The sequence below is a fragment of the Streptomyces sp. DSM 41931 genome (assembly GCF_050271085.1).
Taxonomy (GTDB): domain Bacteria; phylum Actinomycetota; class Actinomycetes; order Streptomycetales; family Streptomycetaceae; genus Streptomyces; species Streptomyces albogriseolus.
Genome location: NZ_CP189902.1, coordinates 1,401,950 through 1,422,473 on the forward strand (window position 1 = coordinate 1,401,950; position 20,524 = coordinate 1,422,473).

The following is a 20,524-nucleotide window of genomic DNA, read 5'->3' on the forward strand; positions in this document are numbered from 1 at the left end:
GTCAGTGACCCATTCCCAGTCCGCCGTCAACGGGAATGACGGCTCCAGTGATGTACGAGGCGTCGTCCGAGGCGAGGAAGCGCACCGCGGCGGCGATCTCCTCGGTCTTCGCGTACCGGGCGAGCGGCACCTGGGCGAGGATCTTCGCCTGCTGCTCCTCGGTGAGCTCCCGGGTCATGTCGGTGTCGACGAATCCGGGCGCGACGACGTTGAAGGTGATGTTGCGCGAGCCCAGCTCGCGGGCGAGGGACCGCGCGAAGCCCACCAGGCCGGCCTTGGAGGCGGCGTAGTTGGCCTGCCCCGCGGAGCCGAGCAGCCCGACGACCGAGGAGATCAGCACGACGCGTCCCTTGCGGGCGCGCAGCATGCCGCGGTTGGCGCGCTTGACGACGCGGAAGGTGCCGGTGAGGTTGGTCTCGAGGACGGACGTGAAGTCCTCCTCGGACATGCGCATCAGGAGCTGGTCCCGGGTGATCCCGGCGTTGGCCACGAGCACCTCGACGGGACCGTGCGCCTCCTCGATCTCCTTGTAGGCCTGCTCCACCTGCTCGGCGTCGGTGATGTCGCACCGGACGGCGAGGAAACCGGCCGGGGGCTCCCCCGAGCGGTACGTGATGGCGACCTTGTCGCCGGCGTCGGCGAACGCGCGGGCGATGGCGAGGCCGATGCCCCGGTTGCCTCCGGTGACGAGAACCGAGCGGCTCAACGGATCACCCCTTCGATAGCGGTCTGGTCCACCCGCCCGGACACCGTGACGACAGGCGGCTGCACCGAAAACCTATCGGTCCCGGTCCGCCTCGGGACATCGGGGCACCGACAGTGGCCGGGGAGCGGCTCTGTCGGGTCCCTACAGAAAGAACCCGGCCGGGCGACGGCGGTCACCTGCCCGGTGACGCGAATACGGCGAGGCTCGCCGCAAAGGTGTGGTCCCGGTCCGGCCCGGCGCGACATGATGCGCCGCAGCGCCGACTCGACGCAGCGACAACCGAACGATTCGAACCCGACAGGAAGAGACGTAGGTGTCTCATAGCATTGACGAAGCCTTCACAGCCCTGCCGCTACGCCCCCTCGCCGATGCCGCGCTCGCCCGGGCGCGGGCGCTCGGGGCGGAGCACGCGGACTTCCGTCTGGAGCGGGTGCGCAGCGCCTCCTGGCGGCTGAGGGACGCCAGGCCCGCCGGTTCGTCGGACACCACCGACCTGGGGTACGCGGTCCGGGTGGTGCACGGCGGCGCCTGGGGCTTCGCGTCCGGGGTGGACCTCACCCTCGACGCCGCCGCGAAGGTCGCCTCCCAGGCGGTGGCGATGGCGAAGCTGTCCGCGCAGGTGATCAAGGCGGCCGGCAGCCAGGAGCGTGTGGAGCTGGCCGACGAGCCGGTGCACGCCGAGAAGACCTGGGTGTCGTCGTACGGGATCGACCCGTTCACCGTGCCCGACGAGGAGAAGGCCGGGCTGCTGGCCGAGTGGAGCGGGCGGCTCCTCGCGGCGAACGGCGTGGACCACGTGGACGCCTCACTGCTCACCGTGCACGAGAACAAGTTCTACGCGGACACCGCCGGGACCGTGACCACGCAGCAGCGCGTCCGGCTGCACCCGGTGCTGACGGCGGTGTCCGTCGACGATTCCAGCGGCGAGTTCGACTCGATGCGCACCCTCGCACCGCCGGCCGGCCGCGGCTGGGAGTATCTGACGGGCACCGGCTGGGACTGGGACGACGAGCTGGCGCGGATCCCCGAGCTGCTTGCCGAGAAGATGCGCGCGCCGAGCGTCGAGCCGGGGCTGTACGACCTGGTGGTGGACCCGTCCAACCTGTGGCTCACCATCCACGAGTCGATCGGGCACGCCACCGAGCTGGACCGCGCCCTCGGCTACGAGGCCGCCTACGCGGGCACCTCGTTCGCCACCTTCGACCAGCTCGGCAAGCTGCGGTACGGCTCCGAGCTGATGAACGTCACCGGTGACCGCACCGCCGAGCACGGCCTCGCGACCGTCGGCTACGACGACGAGGGTGTCGAGGCGCAGTCCTGGGACCTGGTGAAGGACGGGACGCTGGTCGGCTACCAGCTGGACCGGCGGATCGCGAAGCTCACCGGGTTCGAGCGGTCCAACGGGTGCGCGTTCGCCGACTCCCCCGGGCATGTGCCGGTGCAGCGCATGGCCAACGTGTCGCTGCGGCCGGATCCGGCGGGGATGTCCACGGAGGACCTGATCGGGGGCGTCGACCGGGGCATCTACGTGGTCGGCGACCGTTCGTGGAGCATCGACATGCAGCGCTACAACTTCCAGTTCACCGGCCAGCGGTTCTACCGCATCGAGAACGGGCGGCTCGCCGGACAGCTCCGGGACGTCGCCTACCAGGCGACGACCACCGACTTCTGGGGCTCCATGGCCGCCGTAGGCGGTCCGCAGACGTACGTCCTGGGCGGCGCCTTCAACTGCGGCAAGGCCCAGCCGGGCCAGGTCGCGGCGGTCTCCCACGGCTGCCCGTCCGCCCTGTTCAAGGGAGTCAACATCCTCAACACCACGCAGGAGGCCGGGCGATGAGCGCGCGCACCACCAAGCCGCACGAGATCGTCGAGCGGGCGCTGGAGCTGTCCCGGTCCGACGGCTGTGTCGTGATCGCCGACGAGCACTCCTCCGCCAACCTCCGCTGGGCGGGCAACGCGCTCACCACGAACGGGGTCACCCGGGGGCGCACCCTCACCGTGATCGCCACGGTGGACGGCGCCCAGGGCACGGCGTCCGGGGTGGTGTCCCGGTCCGCGGTGACCCTGGACGAGCTGGAGCCGCTGGTGCGGGCCGCCGAGGCCGCCGCGCGCGGCGCCGGGCCGGCCGAGGACGCGCAGCCGCTGGTCACGGGGGTGGACCCGTCGCCCGAGTTCACCGAGGCGCCCGCCGAGACGACCTCCGCGGTGTTCGCCGACTTCGCCCCGGCGCTGGGCGAGGCGTTCGCCCGGGCACGGGCCGGCGGCCGGGAGCTGTACGGCTTCGCGAACCACGAGATGGTGTCCACGTACCTGGGCACGTCGACGGGGCTGCGGCTGCGGCACGACCAGCCCAACGGCACGCTGGAGATCAACGCCAAGTCCCCGGACCGCACCCGGTCGGCGTGGGCGGGCCGCTCGACCCGCGACTTCAAGGACGTCGACCCGGGCGCGCTGGACTCCGAGCTGGCGGTGCGGCTGGGCTGGGCGGAACGCCGCCTCGACCTGCCGGCGGGCCGCTACGAGACGCTGCTGCCGCCCACCGCGGTGGCGGACCTGCTGATCTACCAGCTCTGGTCGGCGTCCGGGCGGGACGCGGCGGAGGGCCGCACGGTGTTCTCCGAGCCGGGCGGCGGCACCCGCGTCGGCGAGCGGCTGACCGAGCTGCCGCTGACGCTGCGCAGCGACCCGAACGAGCCGGGTCTCGAGTCGGCGCCGTTCGTGATCGCGCACTCCTCCGGCGGCGACCAGTCGGTGTTCGACAACGGGCTGCCGCTGTCGGCGACGGACTGGGTGCGCGAGGGCGAGCTGCACCGGCTGACCACCAGCCGGCACAGCGCGGGCCTGACCGGCCTGCCGACCGCGCCCGCCGTCGACAACCTGATCCTGGACGGCGGCGAGGACCGCTCGCTGGAGGAGATGGTCGCGGCCACGGACCATCGCGGGCCCTGCCTGCTGCTGACCTGCCTGTGGTACATCCGCGAGGTGGACCCGGCGACGCTGCTGCTCACCGGGCTGACCCGGGACGGCGTCTACCTGGTGGAGAACGGCGAGGTGACGGGTGAGGTGAACAACTTCCGGTTCAACGAGTCGCCGGTGGACCTGCTGGGCCGGGCAACCGAGGCGGGCCGTACGGAGAAGACGCTGCCCCGGGAGTGGAGCGACTGGTTCACCCGGGCCGCGATGCCCGCGCTGCGCATCCCCGATTTCCATATGAGCTCGGTCAGCCGGGGCGTATAACCTCGTAGACGTTCGCAGCAGGCCGTCGCCCGTACGGCCGAGGATCACCGAGGAGACACGAGAACCGTGACGGACATCGTCGACGAGCTGAAGTGGCGCGGGCTGTTCGCCCAGTCCACTGACGAGGACGCTTTGCGCAAGGCGCTCGCGGACGGTCCCGTCACGTTCTATTGCGGCTTCGACCCGACAGCGCCGTCGCTGCACGTGGGGCATCTGGTGCAGGTGCTCACCGTGCGCCGGCTCCAGCAGGCCGGTCACCGGCCGCTGGCGCTGGTCGGCGGCGCGACCGGGCAGATCGGCGACCCCCGGCCGACGGCCGAGCGCACGCTGAACTCGCCGGAGACGGTCGCGGGCTGGGTGGAGCGGCTGCGCGGCCAGATCGAGCCGTTCCTGTCCTTCGAGGGCGAGAACGCGGCCGTCATGGTCAACAACCTCGACTGGACGGCGAACCTGTCCGCGATCGAGTTCCTGCGGGACATCGGCAAGCACTTCCGGGTCAACAAGATGCTGACGAAGGACTCCGTCGCCCGGCGTCTGGAGTCCTCCGAGGGCATCAGCTACACGGAGTTCAGCTACCAGCTGCTCCAGGCGATGGACTTCCTCCAGCTGTACCGCCGCTACGGCTGCGTCCTGCAGCAGGGCGGCAGCGACCAGTGGGGCAACCTCACGGCCGGACTCGACCTGATCCACCGGCTGGAGCCGGACGCCGAGGTCCACGCCTACGCGACGCCGCTGATGACGAAGGCGGACGGCACCAAGTTCGGCAAGACCGAGGGCGGGGCCGTCTGGCTGGACCCGGAGATGACCACGCCGTACGCGTTCTACCAGTTCTGGCTGAACGTGGACGACCGGGACATCTCGGGGTACATGCGGATCCTGTCCTTCAGGTCCCGTGAGGAGCTGGAGGAGCTGGAGCGGCAGACGGCGGAGCGTCCGCAGGCCCGGGCGGCGCAGCGGGCGCTGGCGGAGGAGCTGACGACGCTGGTGCACGGCGCCGGCCAGACGGCCGCCGTGATCGCCGCGTCGAAGGCCCTGTTCGGCCAGGGCGAGCTGGGTGAGCTGGACGAGCGCACGCTGGCGGCGGCGCTCTCCGAGGTGCCGCACGTGAAGGTGACCGAGCTCGGTCCGGTGGTGGACCTGTTCGCCGAGGTCGGCCTGGCGCCCAGCAAGTCGGCCGCACGGCGCACGGTGAAGGAGGGCGGCGCCTACGTGAACAACGTCAAGGTCGCCGCCGAGGACGCCGTCCCCGCGAAGGAGGACCTGCTGCACGGGCGCTGGCTGGTGCTGCGCCGCGGCAAGAAGAACCTGGCGGCCGTGGAGGTCGCGGCCGGCTGAGCCGGCGGCGTGTGAGGGGCGGGGCCCGGCCGCGGACCGGGAACCGCCCCTTCGCCGTCCCCGGGGCCGGGTCAGACCCGTCGGCGCTCGGACTTCCCGCGCTTCAAGGAGGTGTAGATCATCTCCCCGAGCAGGACGATGACGATGGCCGCGCCCAGCTGGAAGATGTGCCGCCCCCAGTCGAAACCCGGGGTTTCCTCGATCCCGAAACCCGCCGCCATGGCGTTGCCGATCACGGCGCCGATCATGCCGCAGATGGTGGCCAGCCAGAGCGGGAGGTGCTGCTTGCCGGGGATCAACGCCTTGGCGAGCAGGCCGAGCACGAATCCCACGATGATCGCCCACAACCAGCCCATGGCTGCCTCCTCGTACTACTTGGCGCGAGCATTACGGCAAGTGTCGGCCCGGCCGCGGTACGCCGCATGTCGGACATGCCGTACGCGGGGCGGCGCGGCCGGGCCGGCCCGGAGCGGGGTGACCTGCTCTCGTGACCGTGCGGGTCGCGGCGTACCGTTGGCGTTGTCCGGACCAGACGCCGCAGAGCGGGACACTGGTCGCCGGGTAAGGGAAAAGGTCCGATGCGGGCGGATGGTGGAATGTGATGCGGAAGCAGCGTGGCGGCGGCGCTCAGGTGTTCCGGATCACGGGCGCCCGGGCGAGCCTGCAGGATGACGTGCGGGGGCGGCAGCGCCGGTATGTGATCTCGATGACCGTTCGCACGATCTCGGTCATCCTGGCGGCCACCCTGTGGAACGTGGAGCGGCATGTCGCGATCGTGGCGCTGGTGCTCGGGGCGGTCCTGCCGTACATCGCCGTGGTGATCGCCAACGCGGGACGGGAGAACGCGCCGTCCTTGCCGTCGACCTTCGTCACGACCCCGATGAAACAGATGATCGCACCGCCGCGGACGAACGACGGTCCCGCGGAACCGGATGCGGAAGAAGTGCCGTCGCAGACGGCGCCGGGCGCACGATCCGAGGATCCGGGGCGCTCCTGAGCAGCGGAGGATGAGCGCGGGACGCCGGGAGGGGAAGTCACTTCCCGGCCAAGCTCAAAGAAACCTCAGATCAATCCTGTTCTTTCGGTGCCGGGGGCGGGGTGACCCGTGACATACTTCGTACGCGCTCCGCATCCCCCGTCGGAGCGACGGACCGACGCCGGGCAGCTCCCCCCGTGGCTGCTCGGCGTCGCCTTTTCCCGTGGCGGAACGGCCCTTCGGGGACGGGTTAGGGTCGGACGGTGATCAACCCTGACCCCGAGACGCCCATCTGCTCCGCGAAGGGCTGCCGCGCCCCCGCCGAGTGGGTGCTGGCCTGGAACAACCCCAAGATCCATACGCCGGAGCGGCGCAAGACATGGCTGGCCTGCGAGGAGCACCGGGAGCACCTGGCGCAGTTCCTCGGGGTGCGCGGCTTCCTGAAGGACGTGGTGCGCTTCGAGGAGTGGCAGGCCCCGGAGGGGGCCTGAGCCCGCGGCCGGAATCTCTCCCGGCCGGCCGTCCGCTCAGCCGCCGATGGCGGACATCGGGCGGTCCGGCTGGACGAAGGACGGGTCGTCCAGGCCCGCGCCCGCCTTCTTGCCCCACATGGCGAGCTTCCAGATGCGGGCGATCTCCTCGTCGTCCGCGCCGGAGCGCAGGGCCGCCCGCAGGTCGGTCTCCTCGGTGGCGAACAGACAGGTGCGGACCTGTCCGTCGGCGGTGAGGCGGGTGCGGTCGCAGGCGGCGCAGAAGGGCCGGGTGACGGAGGCGATGACGCCGACCCGGTGCGGGCCGCCGTCGACCAGCCAGCGCTCGGCGGGGGCGGAGCCGCGCTTCTCCTCGCCCTCGGGGGTCAGCTCGAACCGGGTGCGCAGGGAGGCGAGGATGTCCCCCGCGGTGATCATGCCGTCGCGCTTCCAGCCGTGCTGGGCGTCCAGCGGCATCTGCTCGATGAACCGCAGCTCGTAGTCGTGCTCCACGGCCCAGGCGAGCAGGTCGGGGGCCTCGTCGTCGTTGAGCCCCGGCATCAGGACCGAGTTGACCTTCACGGGCGTCAGGCCGGCCTCGTGGGCCGCGTCCAGGCCGTCCAGGACGTCCTGGTGGCGGTCGCGGCGGGTGAGGGTCTTGAAGACGTCGGGGCGGAGCGTGTCGAGGGAGACGTTGACCCGGTCCAGGCCGGCCGCCTTCAGGGCGCTCGCCGTACGGCGCAGCCCGATGCCGTTGGTGGTGAGGGACATCTGGGGGCGGGGCTCGAGGGCGGCGACCCGCTCGACGATGCCGACCAGTCCGGGGCGGAGCAGGGGCTCGCCGCCGGTGAAGCGCACCTCCTCGATGCCCAGGGAGGTGACCGCGATGCCGATGAGCCGGACGATCTCGTCGTCGGTGAGCAGATCGGGCTTGGCCAGCCACTGCAGCCCTTCCTCGGGCATGCAGTACGTGCAGCGCAGGTTGCACCGGTCGGTCAGCGAGACCCGCAGGTCGGTCGCCACCCGGCCGTAGGTGTCGATGAGCACGTAGGGCCCTCCCTGTACGCCGATCACTGTGTCCGGTACTTGCGAGCGTACGTGACGCCGCCGACATCACCCAGCGACGTGATGTGACGATATGCCGACGGCCGCGTCGTAGGGACCTACGAGGGTCCCCACGGCGCGGCCGTCGCGCGGGGGTCGCGTCAGTGGGCGCCGGTGCCGGTGAGGGACCGGACCTCCAGCTCCGCGTACTTCTTGGTGTCGGGCTCCTCCTTCGACAGGACGGTGCCCAGCCAGCCCATCAGGAAGCCGAACGGAATGGAGATGATGCCCGGGTTCTTCAGCGGGAACCAGGCGAAGTCGACGTCCGGGAACATCGCCTTCGGGTCGCCGGAGACGACCGGCGAGAACAGCACCAGGCCGACGGCGACGATCAGACCGCCGTAGATCGACCACAGCGCGCCCTGGGTGGTGAACCGCTTCCAGAACAGGCTGTAGAGGATGGTCGGCAGGTTGGCCGAGGCGGCGACCGCGAAGGCCAGGGCGACCAGGCCGGCCACGTTCAGGTCGCGGGCGAGGGCGCCGAGCGCGATGGAGACGATGCCGATGAGGACGGTCGCCCAGCGGGCCGCCTTCATCTCCTCCTTCTCGGTGGCGTTCCCCTTGCGGATGACGTTGGCGTAGATGTCGTGCGCGAAGGAGGACGACGAGGCCAGGGTGAGTCCGGCGACCACGGCGAGGATGGTGGCGAACGCGACCGCCGAGATGGTGGCGAGGAGGATCGCGCCCCAGGCCGAGTCGACGCCGCCGATGTGCAGGGCGAGCAGCGGCGCGGCCGTGTTGCCCGACGGGTTGGACGCGATGATCTCGTCCTGCGAGATGAGTGCCGCCGCGCCGAAGCCCAGCGCGATGGTCATCAGGTAGAAGCCGCCGATGATGCCGATGGCCCAGTTCACGGACTTACGGGCGGCCTTGGCGTTCGGCACCGTGTAGAAGCGGATCAGGATGTGCGGCAGGCCGGCGGTGCCGAGCACCAGGGCGATGCCCAGGGAGAGGAAGTCCAGCTTGGTGAGGTTGTCGGCGCCGTACTGGAGGCCGGGCTCCAGGAAGGCGTCGCCCTTGCCGCTGTTCTCGGCGGCCTTGCCCAGCAGGTCGGAGATGTTGAAGTTGAACTTCAGCAGCACCAGGAAGGTGATGAGGATCGTGCCGCCGATGAGCAGCACGGCCTTCACCATCTGGACCCAGGTGGTGCCCTTCATGCCGCCGATCGAGACGTACACGATCATCAGGAGGCCGACGAGGGCGACGATGAGGATCTTGCCGGCGTCGGAGGTGATGCCGAGCAGCAGCGACACCAGGACGCCCGCGCCGGCCATCTGGGCCAGCAGGTAGAAGATCGACACGACGATCGTGGAGGTGCCGGCGGCGGTGCGGACCGGGCGCTGGCGCATGCGGTAGGCGAGGACGTCGCCCATCGTGTAACGGCCGGAGTTGCGCAGCGGCTCGGCGACGAGCAGCAGGGCGACGAGCCAGGCGACCAGGAAGCCGATGGAGTAGAGGAAGCCGTCGTAACCGAAGAGGGCGATGGCGCCGGCGATGCCGAGGAAGGACGCGGCGGACATGTAGTCGCCGGAGACGGCGAGTCCGTTCTGGAAGGCGCTGAACTGCCGTCCGCCCGCGTAGAAGTCGGCGGCGTCCTTGGTCTGCCGGCCGGCCCAGACGGTGATGCCGAGGGTGGCGACCACGAACAGCGCGAACAGCGTGATGATCAGCGGCCGGTGTTCGCTGGCCTCGTTGGCGGCAAGGGTGATGTGAGTGATCGCGGGGCTCATGCGCCGCCCTCCATACGGGTCTTGATGGCCTCGGCCTTGGGGTCGAGCTTGGCGGCGGCGTGCTTGGAGTACCACCAGGCGATGAGGAAGGTGCTGACGAACTGCAGCACGCCGAAGACGAAGGCGACGTTGATGTTGCCGACCACCTTGGCGCCCATGAAGCCGCCCGCGTAGTTGGACAGCAGCACGTACAGCAGGTACCAGACGATGAAGCCGATGGTCAGCGGGAAGGCGAATGAGCGGTAGGAGCGGCGTAGTTCACCGAACTCAGCGCTCTCCTGAACCTCGGTGAACTCCTCCGGCGTGGGGAGTTGGGCTTTCTCTGTCGAGGGGGGCGGTGCTTCGGCGGCCACGGGGTCTCCTCGCGGTGCGGGTCGGTTCTTGCGTCGGCGAAAGGCGAGTGTCCTCGCGCTTCCTGCCCAAGGGCACGGCGCCACGCGAGGACCGGTTCAACTCGGCACGGTTCTTTTCCGTGGACGTTTTCCGAAGACGTTGCCCGCAAATCATTGCTGGCCAGCGGACGGGCGGGATAGCTTCACCCTGCACCACCCGTCATGTACCTGCCCGGGCAGCCACCCCTGTCTCGGGCCGGTTTCGTTTCCGGATGATGTGGAGACCCCATGGCTCATCTGCGTTCCAGACGCCGGCTCGCCCTCGCCGTGCCCGTCGTGCTGTCACTGACCGCCTCGCTCGGCTTCCTGCCCGCGGCGGCCTCGGCCGCGCCGGCCACGGCCACGGCCACGGCCACGGAGGAGCAGGCGGCGGACGCGCCCGTCCTCATGTACGTCGTCAACACCAAGGCGGACCACCGGACGATCGCCAAGGTGAAGCGGGCGATCGCCGCGGCGGACGGCGAGGTCGTCATCGCGTACGAGAAGATCGGCGTCATCGTCGTCCGCTCCGCGAACGGCGACTTCGCGAAGACCCTCCGCGAGGTGCCCGGCGTGCAGTCGGCCGGCGCCACCCGCACCGCCCCGCTGGCCCCGGCCGGGACGACGGACGCGGGCTCCGCCGAGTACCTGACGGCCGCCGACGCCGCGAAGCTGAAGGCCGCGTCGGCGGAGACGCCGGGCAGCGAGCCGCTCGAGGCCGACCAGTGGGACCTGCGCGCCATCGGCGCCGACAAGGCCGCGAAGATCAACCCGGGCAGCGGGAACGTCACGGTCGCCGTCATCGACACCGGCGTCGACGACACCCACCCGGACCTCGCCCCGAACTTCTCGGCGTCCCAGTCCGCCAACTGCTTCGGCGGCACCCCGGACACCACCCCGGGCGCCTGGCGGCCGTACACCGCGGGCGACTACCACGGCACGCACGTGGCCGGTGAGATCGCCGCCGCCCGCAACGGCGTCGGCGTCGCCGGCGTCGCGCCCGGTGTGAAGGTCTCGGCGATCAACGTCACCGACCCCGCCAGCGGGCTGTTCTACGCGGAGGCCGTCGTCTGCGCGTTCGTGTTCGCCGCCGACCACGGCGTGGAGATCACGAACAACAGCTACTACGTCGACCCGTGGATGTACAACTGCATGGACGACCCGGACCAGCGGGCCATCGTCGACGCGGTCAACCGGGCCCAGCTGTACGCCCAGCGCAAGGGCACCCTGCACCTCGCCTCGGCGGGCAACTCCAACCACGACCTGGCGTCCGACGCCATCGAGGACGCGTCCAGCCCGAACGACACCACTCCGGTGCCGCGCACCATCGACCCGAGCGAGTGCTTCGACCTGCCCACGCAGCTCCCCGGCGTCGTCACGGTCAGCGCGACGGGCTCCGAGAACCTCAAGTCGTACTACTCCTCGTACGGCCAGGGCGTCGTCGACGTGGCCGCGCCGGGCGGCGACCGCCGCTACCAGCTGCCGGACACCCCGTCGAAGGACGGCCGCATCCTGTCCACGATGCCCAACGGCGAGTACGCCTGGCTGCAGGGCACCTCGATGGCCTCGCCGCACGCGGCCGGCGTCGCGGCGCTGCTGAAGTCCAAGCACCCGTGGCTGCCCCCGGCGGCCCTGCAGGCGCTGCTCAAGGCGCAGGCGAACAACCCGGGCTGCCCCGCGTCGTACGACCAGAACGGTGACGGAACGCAGGACGCGACATGCGAGGGCGGCCGGCTGGTCAACGGCTTCTACGGTCACGGCATCGTCGACGCGCTGCGCGCCGTCAAGTGAGCCGGGGACCCGCACATCCGCCGTACCGTCCGCACGTCGAAGTGAACGAACTGGAGACTTCATGACAGCGTCTCACCCGCGCCACCGCCGGGCGCTGGTCGTCCCGGCCGGCATGGCCCTGGCGACCGCGCTCGCGTTCCTGCCGAACACGGCCGCCACGGCCGCCCCCGCCCACCAGGGGGCCGCCTCCGCGGACGCCGCCTCGCTGAGCTACGTGGTCAACGTGCAGGGCGGGCACGGCGCGCCGGCACATGTGAAGAAGGCGATCGCCACGGCCGGCGGGACGATCGTGACGTCGTACGAGAAGATCGGCGTGATCGTCGTCCACTCGTCGAACGCCGACTTCGCGCAGACGATCCGCACGGTGCCGGGGGTGCAGTCGGCCGGCGCCACCCGCAACGCGCCGCTGCCGTCGGCGGTCACGACGGACCTGGGCTCCCCGAAGGTGCTCAGCGCCGCCGAGGTCGCCGAGGCGGCGGAGGAGGCCGCCGCGGACCAGGACCCGCTGCAGAACCTCCAGTGGGACCTGCCCGCCATCAAGGCGGACAAGGCGCACGAGACGTCGCTGGGCAGCTCCGAGGTGACCGTCGCCGTCATCGACACGGGCGTCGACGACACCCACCCCGACATCGCGCCCAACTTCGACCGGGCCGCGTCGGTGAACTGCGTGGCGGGCAAGCCCGACACCAGCGAGGGCGCGTGGCGTCCGGGCGCGGCCGAGAGCCCGCACGGCACGCACGTCGCCGGTGAGATCGCCGCCGCGAAGAACGGCGTCGGCATGACCGGTGTCGCTCCCGGGGTGAAGGTCTCCGGCATCAAGGTGTCCAACCCGGACGGCTACTTCTACACCGAGGCCGTGGTGTGCGGCTTCATGTGGGCGGCCGAGCACGGGGTCGACGTCACCAACAACAGCTATTACACCGACCCCTGGTACTTCAACTGCACGGACGACCCGGACCAGAAGGCGCTCGTCGAGGCGGTCTCCCGGGCCACGCGGTACGCGGAGCGCAAGGGCGCGGTCAACGTGGCCGCGGCCGGCAACGAGAACTACGACCTCGCCGCCGACGAGATCACCGACCCGGTCTCCCCCAACGACGGCACCCCGTCGGACCGTGTGATCGACCCGGCCGAGTGCCTCGACATCCCGACCCAGCTGCCGGGTGTGGTGACGGTCGCGTCGACCGGCGCCAAGGGGCTGAAGTCGTCGTTCTCCAACTACGGCCGGGGCGTCATCGACATCGCCGCGCCCGGTGGGGACTCGACGGCCTATCAGACGCCCGCGCCGCCCGCCACCAGCGGTCTGATCCTGGGCACGCTGCCCGGCGGCCGCTGGGGCTACATGGCCGGTACGTCGATGGCGTCCCCGCACGTCGCGGGCGTCGCCGCGCTGATCAAGTCGCAGCACCCGTACGCGCCGCCGGCGCTGGTGAAGGCCCTGCTGTACACGCAGGCCGACGCCACCGCCTGCACCAAGCCGTACGACATCGACAACGACGGCAAGGCCGACGCGGTGTGCGAGGGCCCGAAGAACCGCAACGGCTTCTACGGCTGGGGCATGGCCGACGCGCTGGACGCGGTGACGCGGTAGTCGTCGTCGCTCCGTAGGGCGTTCCAAGGAGGGGCCGGGCGCATGCGCCCGGCCCCTCCCGTCTGTCCGGCCGGACGATGCCGCACAGTAGGGCCATGACTCCTCTCGCGTCCTTCTGGTCAGGTCTCGGCGGGGATCCCGCCCTTCTGTCGCGGGTGTCCGCCGTCGAGCGGCCCGGCGTGCTGCCGTCGCGGCTGCCGGTGCGGGAGTTCGCGGGGGCGTGCGTCGGCGTGTGCGCGCTGGCCGCCGCCGAGCTCGCGGCACGGCGCACGGGCGGCGGCGTGGTCCCGGCCGTGCGGGTGGACGACGGGGCGGTGGCCACCGCGTTCGTGAGCGAGCGTCACCTGCGGACCGACGGGCGGGCCGCCGAGAGCTTCGCCCCGCTGTCCCGGTTCTGGCGCACGGCGGACGGCTGGGTGCGCACCCACGCCAACTATCCGCACCACCGGGCGCGGCTCCTCACCGCGCTCGGCGCGCCGGAGGACCCGGACGCGGTGGCCGCGGTGCTCGCGCGGAGGTCCGCGCGGGAGGTGGAGGAGACGGTCACCGCGGCCGGCGGTCTGGCCGTCGCCCTGCGCACGCCCGAGGAGTGGGCGGCGCACGGGCAGGCGGCGGCGGCGCGGCTGCCGCTGGTGGAGCGGGTACGGCTGGACGCCGCGCCCGCGCGGGAGTTCACGGCGGCGGGCGGGGATCCGCTGCTGCCCGCCGCGGGGCTGCGGGTGCTGGACCTCACCCGGGTCATCGCCGGGCCGGTCGCCACCCGCACGCTCGCCCTGCTCGGCGCGGACGTGCTGCGGCTGGACCCGCCGGGCCTGCCCGAACTGCCCGACCAGCACACCGACACCGGCTTCGGGAAACGGTCGGCGCTGGTGGATCTGGCCTCCGGGCGGGAGGTGTTCGAGGAGCTGCTGGCGCGGGCGGACGTGGTCGTCACCGGGTACCGTCCCGGCTCTCTGGACCGCTTCGGGCTGAGCGCGGAGGCTCTGGCCGGGCGACGGCCGGGGGTCGTCGTGGCACAGCTGTCGGCGTGGGGCGCCGCCGGGCCGTGGGCGGCACGGCGCGGCTTCGACAGCCTGGTCCAGGTGGCGACGGGCATCGCCCACATCGAGGGAGACCACGGCCGCCCCGGCGCGCTGCCCGCCCAGGCCCTGGACCACGGCACGGGGTACCTGCTCGCGGCGGGGGTGCTGCGGGCCCTGTCGGACCAGGCGGACGCGGGTGGCGGCAGGCTCGTGCGGGTGGCTCTGGCCCGCACGGCGGCCGAGGTGCGGGCGGGGGCGAACGGTTCCGCCGCCCACGGCGGCGAGGTGCCCGCCACGCCGTGGCTCGCGGAACGGAACAGCCCACTGGGGCGGTTGCGGTACGCCCTGCCCCCGGTGGACTTCGAGGGCGGGCCACGTGACTGGGCGCGGCCACCGGGGGCGTGGGGGGCGGACGCGGCGCGGTGGGAGTGAGCGGCACGCCCGCCTCCGCGAAGAGGGAGGGGACAAAGTCCGCATACCGTCCCGCACTTGCCCCGCTCTGTGCGATCTTGTGAAGATCCTGGGGTGACTCTGACGAAATCCAGGGACCGGGCGCCCCGTACGCGCGGCGGCCGGCGGCGGGCCGTGGCCGTGCTCGTCCTGGTGGCCCTCGGTGCGCTGATACCCCTGCTCGGGCCGTCGCCCGCGCTGCACGGCACCGGGGAGGCGGACGCGCCCGGGACCGGGGGCATAGCCCTGCTGCGCACGGTGCTGTTCGCCGCGCTGGCCGTGCCCGTGGGCGAGCTGTTCGCCGTGCGGCTGGCGCGTGGACTCCCCGGCGCCCCGTCCGCCCTGCCGCGCAGTTGGTCGACCGTCGCCAACTCCGTCGGTTTCGTGGCCGCCCTCGGACTCGCCTCCGTGGTGGCGACCGGCAACCTCCTGCCCGCGAGCCCCGCCGACATGGACCTGGGCGGCCTCTACGAGACACGGGACGGCAAGCTCGCCCTGCTGGAGGTCAACGGCTTCCTCGCGGCGGCCCTCTGCTCCGCGTCCCGCCGTCCCGTCACCCAGGTGCTGCCGCTGGCGGCGGTCGTCGTCGCCGAGGCGCTGCGCGCGCACCCGACGACGGAGTACGGCCCGCTCGTCGGCTCGGGGCTGACGCTGGTGCACCTGACGTGCGCGTCGCTGTGGGTGGGCGGCCTGCCGCACGTCCTGCGCACGCTGCGGCTGTGGGGGCACGCCGAGGCGGGCGCGGCGCTGCTGGGCCGCTACGCGCGCGTGGCGCTCGTCCTGCTCGCCGCCATCACCGCGACGGGGGTGTGCAGTTCACTGCGCCGGATGCCGTCCGGGACGATCCTGACGCAGCTGACGGACACCGCGTACGGGAGGGTGCTGCTCGCCAAGGTGGTCCTCATGGCCGGTGCCTCCGCGCTCGCCCTGTGGGCGCGGGTGCGGCTGGCGCGCGCGGCCGACCCGCTGACCGCGCGTTCACCCGCGCGGGCGGAGGTGTGCCTACTCGCCCTGGTGGTCGCGGTGTCGGGACTGCTGACCGCGCTGCCGGTGCCGATCCGCTGGTGACCGCCCCGCGCGCCGTCACGCGCGCGTCGTGAACGGACGCGCCGCAGGGGGCACCTGACGGACAGGCCTGTCGGTAGCGGCCCGTATCCTCATGAACCATGCTCGAAGACCTCACCGCCGCAGCCGCCTCCCCCACCGCGTGGCCGGCCGCGTATCCGCAGGGATACGCGGTCGTCGACGTGGAGACGACGGGGCTGGCCCGGGACGACCGCATCATCTCCGCGGCCGTCTACCGGCTGGACGCGCGCGGCGAGGTCGAGGACCACTGGTACACGGTGGTCAATCCGGAGCGCGACCCGGGCCCGGTGTGGATACACGGGCTGACGAGCGAGATGCTCGAGGGCGCGCCCCTCTTCGCGGACGTCGCGGCGGAGTTCGCGGCGCGCCTGGAGGACCGCGTCCTGGTGGCGCACAACGCGGTGTTCGACTGGCAGATGATCGCCCGCGAGTACGCCCGCGCGCGCAGCGAGGCCCCGGTGAGGCAACGGCTGTGCACCATCGCCCTGTCCAAGGAGCTGGGGCTGCCGCTGCCCAACCACAAGCTGGAGTCGCTCGCGGCGCACTTCGGCGTGGTGCAGCGCCGGGCGCACCACGCGCTGGACGACGCGCGTGTGCTGGCGGAGGCGTTCCGGCCCAGTCTGCGGGCCGCGGCGGCGGGCGGCGTACGGCTGCCGCTGCACGAGTGCCGGCCGCTCACCGAGTGGTCGGACCGGCCGCGCATCGGGCAGCAGGCGTCCTACGGCGGGCGGACGCCCTCCAGTTGGCGCCCCTCCCGCAAAAGACCCGCATGCCCCTATCCCAACCCGGGCCGGTACGAACCGGGCAAACGTCTCAAGCAGGGCATGCGGGTGGCGTTCTCCGGGGACACGTCCACCGAGCGTGACCTCCTGGAGGACCGGGCGACCGAGGCGGGACTGCACGTGGCGACGAGCCTGTCCCGGCTCACCAGCCTCCTGGTGACCAACGACCCGGACTCGGGCACGTCGAAGACGGTCAAGGCCCGCCAGTACGGCACGCCGGTGGTCGACGAGGCCGCCTTCGGCCAGCTCCTCGCCGACGTGGAGCCCGCCTCGGAGGCCTGACCGCCCTCCCGGGCGCGGGAGGACGCGCGGGGACGTACCCGGCGCGGAGCACCTCGCGCCCGGGTTGTACCTTCATGGGGTGTACCGCTTCCTGCTGTCCCGGCAATGGGTGACCCTCACGCTGGTCGCCCTGCTTCTCGTCCCCACGATGATCGCGCTGGGCATCTGGCAGATGAACCGCTACGAGGAGCGCTCGGCGCGTAACCAGCTGGTGACCGACGCGCTGACCGCCGACCCGGTGCCGGTGGAGCGGCTCGCGGCTCCGGGCCACGCGGTGACCCGCGCCGAGCGGTACCGCACGGTGACCGCCACGGGCCGCTTCGACACGGACGCCGAGGTCGTGGTGCGCCGCCGCACCAACGCCGACGAGGAGATCGGCTTCCACGTCCTGACCCCCTTCGTCCTGGACGACGGCAAGGTGCTGCTGGTCAACCGCGGCTGGATCCCCGCCGACGGCCCGAGCCAGACCGAGTTCCCGAAGGTGCCCGCGCCGCCGCGCGGCGAGACCACGATCACCGGCCGGCTGATGCCGGACGAGACGACCGAGGCCAGCGGCATCAAGGACCTCGAAGGCCTGCCGGACCGGCAGATCATGCTGATCAACAGCGAGCGGGAGGCGGAGCGGCTGGACGCCGACGTGCTCGGCGGCTACGTGGCGCAGACCGCGCCCGAGCCCGCGAGCGGCCTCCCCCAGCAGCTCGGCAACCCGGGCAAGGAGAACGCGGCGCTGAACTACGCGTACGCGGTCCAGTGGTGGCTGTTCGCCGCCGCCGTCCCGGTCGGCTGGGCCGTGCTGGCCCGCCGCGAGGCGCGCGAGCGGGCGGCGAAGGCGGGCGAGGGCACGGACGCCGGGGCGCCCGGCGGCGCCCGCTCCGAGTCCGCGGCCGTCTGACCGCACTCCTCCGCCTCCCCCTTCTCCCCGTTCGCCGGCTTCTGTGCGAGAGTGGCGCACCGGTCGGGCGTGTTGCCGAGGTGTTCCGGACACGGAACTGGCCGGTTTCCGTCATCCGGACGGGCCGTCCGCGCAACTCTTCCCCGAGGGCACAGCACACCAAGGGCGGTGATCCATGGCCGGCGCAGCCATGACCACGACGTTCCTCGCCGTGATCGGCGGGGCGTCGCTGCTCGCCGTCACCGCGCGCCGGCTGCGCCCGAGCGACCGGCTGCCGTCCCTGGAGGGATGGGCGCTGGCCGACCGCAGCCTCGGCGCCGGCTGGACCTGGCTGCTGCTCGGCGGGACGATCTACACCGCGTACACCTTCACCGCCGTGCCGGGCCTGGCGTACGGCAACGGCGCGTCCGCCTTCTTCGCGGTGCCGTACACGGTGATCGTCTGCCCACTGGCGTTCGTGCTGCTCAGCCGGCTCTGGGACGTGGCCCGGCGGCACGGCTACGTCACGGCCGCCGACTTCGTGCGCGGCCGCTACGGCTCGGCCCCGCTGGCCCTGGTCGTCGCGCTGACCGGCATCCTCGCGACGATGCCGTACCTGGCGCTCCAGCTGCTCGGCATCCGCGCGGTGCTCACCGCGGGCGGGCTGTACCCGCCGGGCGCCGCCGGCGATCTGGCGATGGTCGCGGTGTTCGCGGGGCTGGCGGTGGCCACCTACCGGCACGGACTGCGCGCCCCCACGGTGATCGCCGCGCTGAAGGCGGTGGCGGTGTTCGTGTCGCTGACCGCGGTCTGCTGGCTGGTCCTGGACCGGTTCGGCGGGCCCGGCGGGGTCTTCGACGGGGCCGCCCGCGCCCTCGGCGGCACCGACCCGGCGCACTCGCCGCTGGTGCTCACGCCCGGGCAGCAGCCCGCGTACGCGACGCTCGCGCTCGGCTCCGCGCTGGCGCTGCTGATGTACCCGCACGTGCTGACCGCCGGCTTCGCCGCCGACGGGACGCGCACCCTGCGCAAGGTGTCGGCGGGGCTGCCCGCCTGGACGGCGCTGCTCGCGCTGTTCGGCTTCCTCGGCATCGCGGCCCTCGCAGCCGGGGTGCGGGCGCCCGCGGGCGGCGCGGAGTCGGCGGTGCCGATGCTGGTCGACCGGCTGATGCCGGGCCCGCTCGCCGGGCTGGTGTTCGGCTCGATCGTGGTCGGCGCGCTGGTCCCGGCGGCGGTGATGTCCATCGCCGCGGCCACCAGCTTCGTCCGCAACGTGTACGTGGAGTACGTCCATCCGACGGCCACGCCGAAACGGCAGGTACGGGTCGCCAAGGCGGTGTCGCTGACCGCGAAGCTCGGCGCGGTGGCGTTCGTGTTCGGGCTGCGCGACCAGGACGCGATCAACCTCCAGCTGCTCGGCGGGGTGTGGATCCTCCAGGTCTTCCCGGCGGTCGCCGTCGGGCTGTACACGCGGTGGCTGCACCCGCGGGCGCTGCTCGCCGGCTGGGCCGTGGGCATGGTCTCCGGGACGTACCTGGTGGTGCGCGAGGGCTTCTCCTCGATCGTGCCGCTCGTCGCCGGCTCGCCCGAGATCTACGCCGGGGTCGCCGCGCTGCTGCTGAACCTGGCCGTCGCGGTGGCCGTCACGCCCGTCCTCGCCCGCCTCGGCGTCCCGCGCGGCCCGGACGCCACCGACCTGCCGTCCCGCCCGCACGCCGGGCGACGTCCCCCGACGGGAGCGAACAACGCGTGAGACCCCGACACCGTCCTCCGGTCACCCTGCCCCCGGCCCCGGCGGCCCCGCCGCCCGAGCCGCCGGGCCCGCCCGCCCTTCTCGCCGCCCCGGTCGCCGGCCCCGCGGACCTGGAGCGGGAGGCCGGTGTGGCCCGCCTCTTCGAGCTGCACTACTCCTCGATGCTGCGGCTCGCCGTGCTGCTCGGCGCGGACGACCCGGAGAACGTGGTCGCCGAGGCGTACTACCAGATCTACCGCCGGTGGCGGCGGCTGAAGGACGTGGCCGCGGCGGAGGCCTATCTGCGCTCCACGGTCTGCAACCTGACCCGCATGCGGATACGCCACCTCCAGGTCGCCCGCCGGCACGAGGAGCAGCCGGCCTCCCCGCCCGAGCCCACCGTGGCGTCCGCCGAGAGCACCGCCTTGCTGCGGGAGGACCAGCGGGTGCTGATCGACGCGCTGCAGCAGCTCCCCGCCCGGCAGCGGGAGGCGCTGGTGCTGCGCCACTGGCTCGGGCTGAAGGAGGCCGAGATCGCCGCCGCGATGGGCATCTCCCGCGGCTCCGTCAAAACGCACACCTCACGCGGCATCGCCGCGCTGACCCAGGCCATGGAGGCCCGGCGATGAAGCATCACGATGCGACTCCGTCGCGTGGCACCAGCCAGGACCGCACCGGCCACGAGCGGTCCGAGCCGCCCCGGCCGCCCGACGCGGAGCGCACCGAACGGGAGCTGGCCGACGCCCTGCACGCCCTGGCCGGCGGGGTGCTGCCCGACCCGGACGCCTACCGCACCGCGCGCGGCGAGTGGCTGCGCCGGGAGCGCCGCCGCCGGCTGGTGCTCACCGTGCTGGTCGCCGTCGTCTTCGCGCTGGCCACGCTGATCGGGCTGTGGGTGCTCAACCAGGCGCCCGCCGAACCCGGCGTGATCTTCTCCGGCGACGGCGCCGCCGCGGCCGACGGACCGTCACTCCCCCGGCTTCGGGGCTGA

Annotated in this window: 19 protein-coding genes; 14 read left to right on the forward strand and 5 right to left on the reverse strand. The window is 72.5% G+C overall.

The annotated features are described in order from the left end of the window. Position 1 precedes the first annotated feature (1 nt). Complete coding sequence (gene fabG / locus ACP7TJ_RS06710) at positions 2–706, reverse strand: 3-oxoacyl-[acyl-carrier-protein] reductase (RefSeq protein WP_024887148.1); 705 nt, start codon at positions 704–706, stop codon at positions 2–4. A 313-nt stretch (positions 707–1,019) separates the two neighbouring features. Here fabG and ACP7TJ_RS06715 point away from each other — a divergent pair, with 313 nt between their 5' ends. The 3 genes from ACP7TJ_RS06715 to tyrS all read left to right on the forward strand — a co-directional run bounded on the left by ACP7TJ_RS06715 (position 1,020) and on the right by tyrS (position 5,278). Continuing rightward, a complete protein-coding gene (locus tag ACP7TJ_RS06715; protein WP_427762445.1) occupies positions 1,020–2,543 on the forward strand; it encodes a TldD/PmbA family protein in 1,524 nt (507 codons plus the stop codon). Beyond that, a complete protein-coding gene (locus ACP7TJ_RS06720; protein ID WP_266396049.1) occupies positions 2,540–3,943 on the forward strand; it encodes a metallopeptidase TldD-related protein in 1,404 nt (467 codons plus the stop codon). Before ACP7TJ_RS06715 ends, ACP7TJ_RS06720 begins: the two co-directional genes overlap by 4 nt. Positions 3,944–4,009: 66 nt before the next feature. After that, positions 4,010–5,278, forward strand: coding sequence for a tyrosine--tRNA ligase (gene tyrS, locus ACP7TJ_RS06725; RefSeq protein ID WP_167744906.1), 1,269 nt, complete (start codon positions 4,010–4,012; stop codon positions 5,276–5,278). Between the two features lie 71 nt (positions 5,279–5,349). Here the strand turns inward: tyrS and ACP7TJ_RS06730 are convergent, their stop codons facing one another. Beyond that, the gene (locus tag ACP7TJ_RS06730) at positions 5,350–5,634 is read right to left on the reverse strand and encodes a GlsB/YeaQ/YmgE family stress response membrane protein (protein ID WP_093767662.1); all 285 of its coding nucleotides are present in this window, start codon (positions 5,632–5,634) and stop codon (positions 5,350–5,352) included. A gap of 245 nt (positions 5,635–5,879) precedes the next feature. Between ACP7TJ_RS06730 and ACP7TJ_RS06735 the strand changes: the two genes are divergently transcribed. Together ACP7TJ_RS06735 and ACP7TJ_RS06740 are read left to right on the forward strand one after the other, a co-directional pair. Next, entirely contained in the window at positions 5,880–6,275 is a 396-nt protein-coding gene (locus tag ACP7TJ_RS06735; protein WP_093767661.1) for a DUF3099 domain-containing protein, read from the forward strand. Between the two features lie 242 nt (positions 6,276–6,517). Next, positions 6,518–6,745 carry a hypothetical protein gene (locus ACP7TJ_RS06740; RefSeq protein ID WP_093767660.1) on the forward strand — a complete coding sequence of 76 codons (228 nt, stop codon included), beginning with the start codon at positions 6,518–6,520 and terminating at the stop codon, positions 6,743–6,745. A gap of 36 nt (positions 6,746–6,781) precedes the next feature. Here the strand turns inward: ACP7TJ_RS06740 and moaA are convergent, their stop codons facing one another. The 3 genes from moaA to ACP7TJ_RS06755 form a co-directional block, all read right to left on the reverse strand. After that, positions 6,782–7,771, reverse strand: coding sequence for a GTP 3',8-cyclase MoaA (gene moaA, locus ACP7TJ_RS06745; RefSeq protein ID WP_093767659.1), 990 nt, complete (start codon positions 7,769–7,771; stop codon positions 6,782–6,784). Between the two features lie 158 nt (positions 7,772–7,929). Continuing rightward, positions 7,930–9,558 carry a solute symporter family protein gene (locus ACP7TJ_RS06750; RefSeq protein ID WP_093767658.1) on the reverse strand — a complete coding sequence of 543 codons (1,629 nt, stop codon included), beginning with the start codon at positions 9,556–9,558 and terminating at the stop codon, positions 7,930–7,932. Continuing rightward, positions 9,555–9,911, reverse strand: coding sequence for a DUF485 domain-containing protein (locus ACP7TJ_RS06755; RefSeq protein ID WP_093767657.1), 357 nt, complete (start codon positions 9,909–9,911; stop codon positions 9,555–9,557). Before ACP7TJ_RS06755 ends, ACP7TJ_RS06750 begins: the two co-directional genes overlap by 4 nt. A gap of 267 nt (positions 9,912–10,178) precedes the next feature. On the opposite strand from ACP7TJ_RS06755, the gene ACP7TJ_RS06760 reads away from it, so the two are divergent. The 9 genes from ACP7TJ_RS06760 to ACP7TJ_RS06800 all read left to right on the forward strand — a co-directional run bounded on the left by ACP7TJ_RS06760 (position 10,179) and on the right by ACP7TJ_RS06800 (position 20,524). Then, entirely contained in the window at positions 10,179–11,720 is a 1,542-nt protein-coding gene (locus ACP7TJ_RS06760) for a S8 family peptidase (protein ID WP_266396056.1), read from the forward strand. Between the two features lie 61 nt (positions 11,721–11,781). Continuing rightward, entirely contained in the window at positions 11,782–13,308 is a 1,527-nt protein-coding gene (locus ACP7TJ_RS06765) for a S8 family peptidase (protein ID WP_093767655.1), read from the forward strand. A 95-nt stretch (positions 13,309–13,403) separates the two neighbouring features. Then, positions 13,404–14,762: a CoA transferase gene (locus ACP7TJ_RS06770; protein ID WP_427762451.1), complete on the forward strand. Its 1,359-nt coding sequence runs from the start codon at positions 13,404–13,406 to the stop codon at positions 14,760–14,762. Positions 14,763–14,861: 99 nt separating this feature from the next. Then, positions 14,862–15,848, forward strand: a complete 987-nt coding sequence (locus ACP7TJ_RS06775) for a copper resistance D family protein (RefSeq protein ID WP_266404112.1) — start codon at positions 14,862–14,864, stop codon at positions 15,846–15,848. A 98-nt stretch (positions 15,849–15,946) separates the two neighbouring features. After that, a complete protein-coding gene (locus ACP7TJ_RS06780; RefSeq protein WP_093767653.1) occupies positions 15,947–16,930 on the forward strand; it encodes a DEDDh family exonuclease in 984 nt (327 codons plus the stop codon). Between the two features lie 79 nt (positions 16,931–17,009). After that, positions 17,010–17,822 carry an SURF1 family protein gene (locus ACP7TJ_RS06785; protein WP_427762454.1) on the forward strand — a complete coding sequence of 271 codons (813 nt, stop codon included), beginning with the start codon at positions 17,010–17,012 and terminating at the stop codon, positions 17,820–17,822. A 175-nt stretch (positions 17,823–17,997) separates the two neighbouring features. Further along, positions 17,998–19,554 carry a sodium:solute symporter family protein gene (locus ACP7TJ_RS06790; protein WP_093767651.1) on the forward strand — a complete coding sequence of 519 codons (1,557 nt, stop codon included), beginning with the start codon at positions 17,998–18,000 and terminating at the stop codon, positions 19,552–19,554. Continuing rightward, entirely contained in the window at positions 19,551–20,162 is a 612-nt protein-coding gene (locus tag ACP7TJ_RS06795; protein ID WP_427762456.1) for an RNA polymerase sigma factor, read from the forward strand. Before ACP7TJ_RS06790 ends, ACP7TJ_RS06795 begins: the two co-directional genes overlap by 4 nt. Further along, positions 20,159–20,524, forward strand: a complete 366-nt coding sequence (locus tag ACP7TJ_RS06800; RefSeq protein ID WP_176710861.1) for a hypothetical protein — start codon at positions 20,159–20,161, stop codon at positions 20,522–20,524. The genes ACP7TJ_RS06795 and ACP7TJ_RS06800 overlap by 4 nt, the downstream gene beginning before the upstream one ends.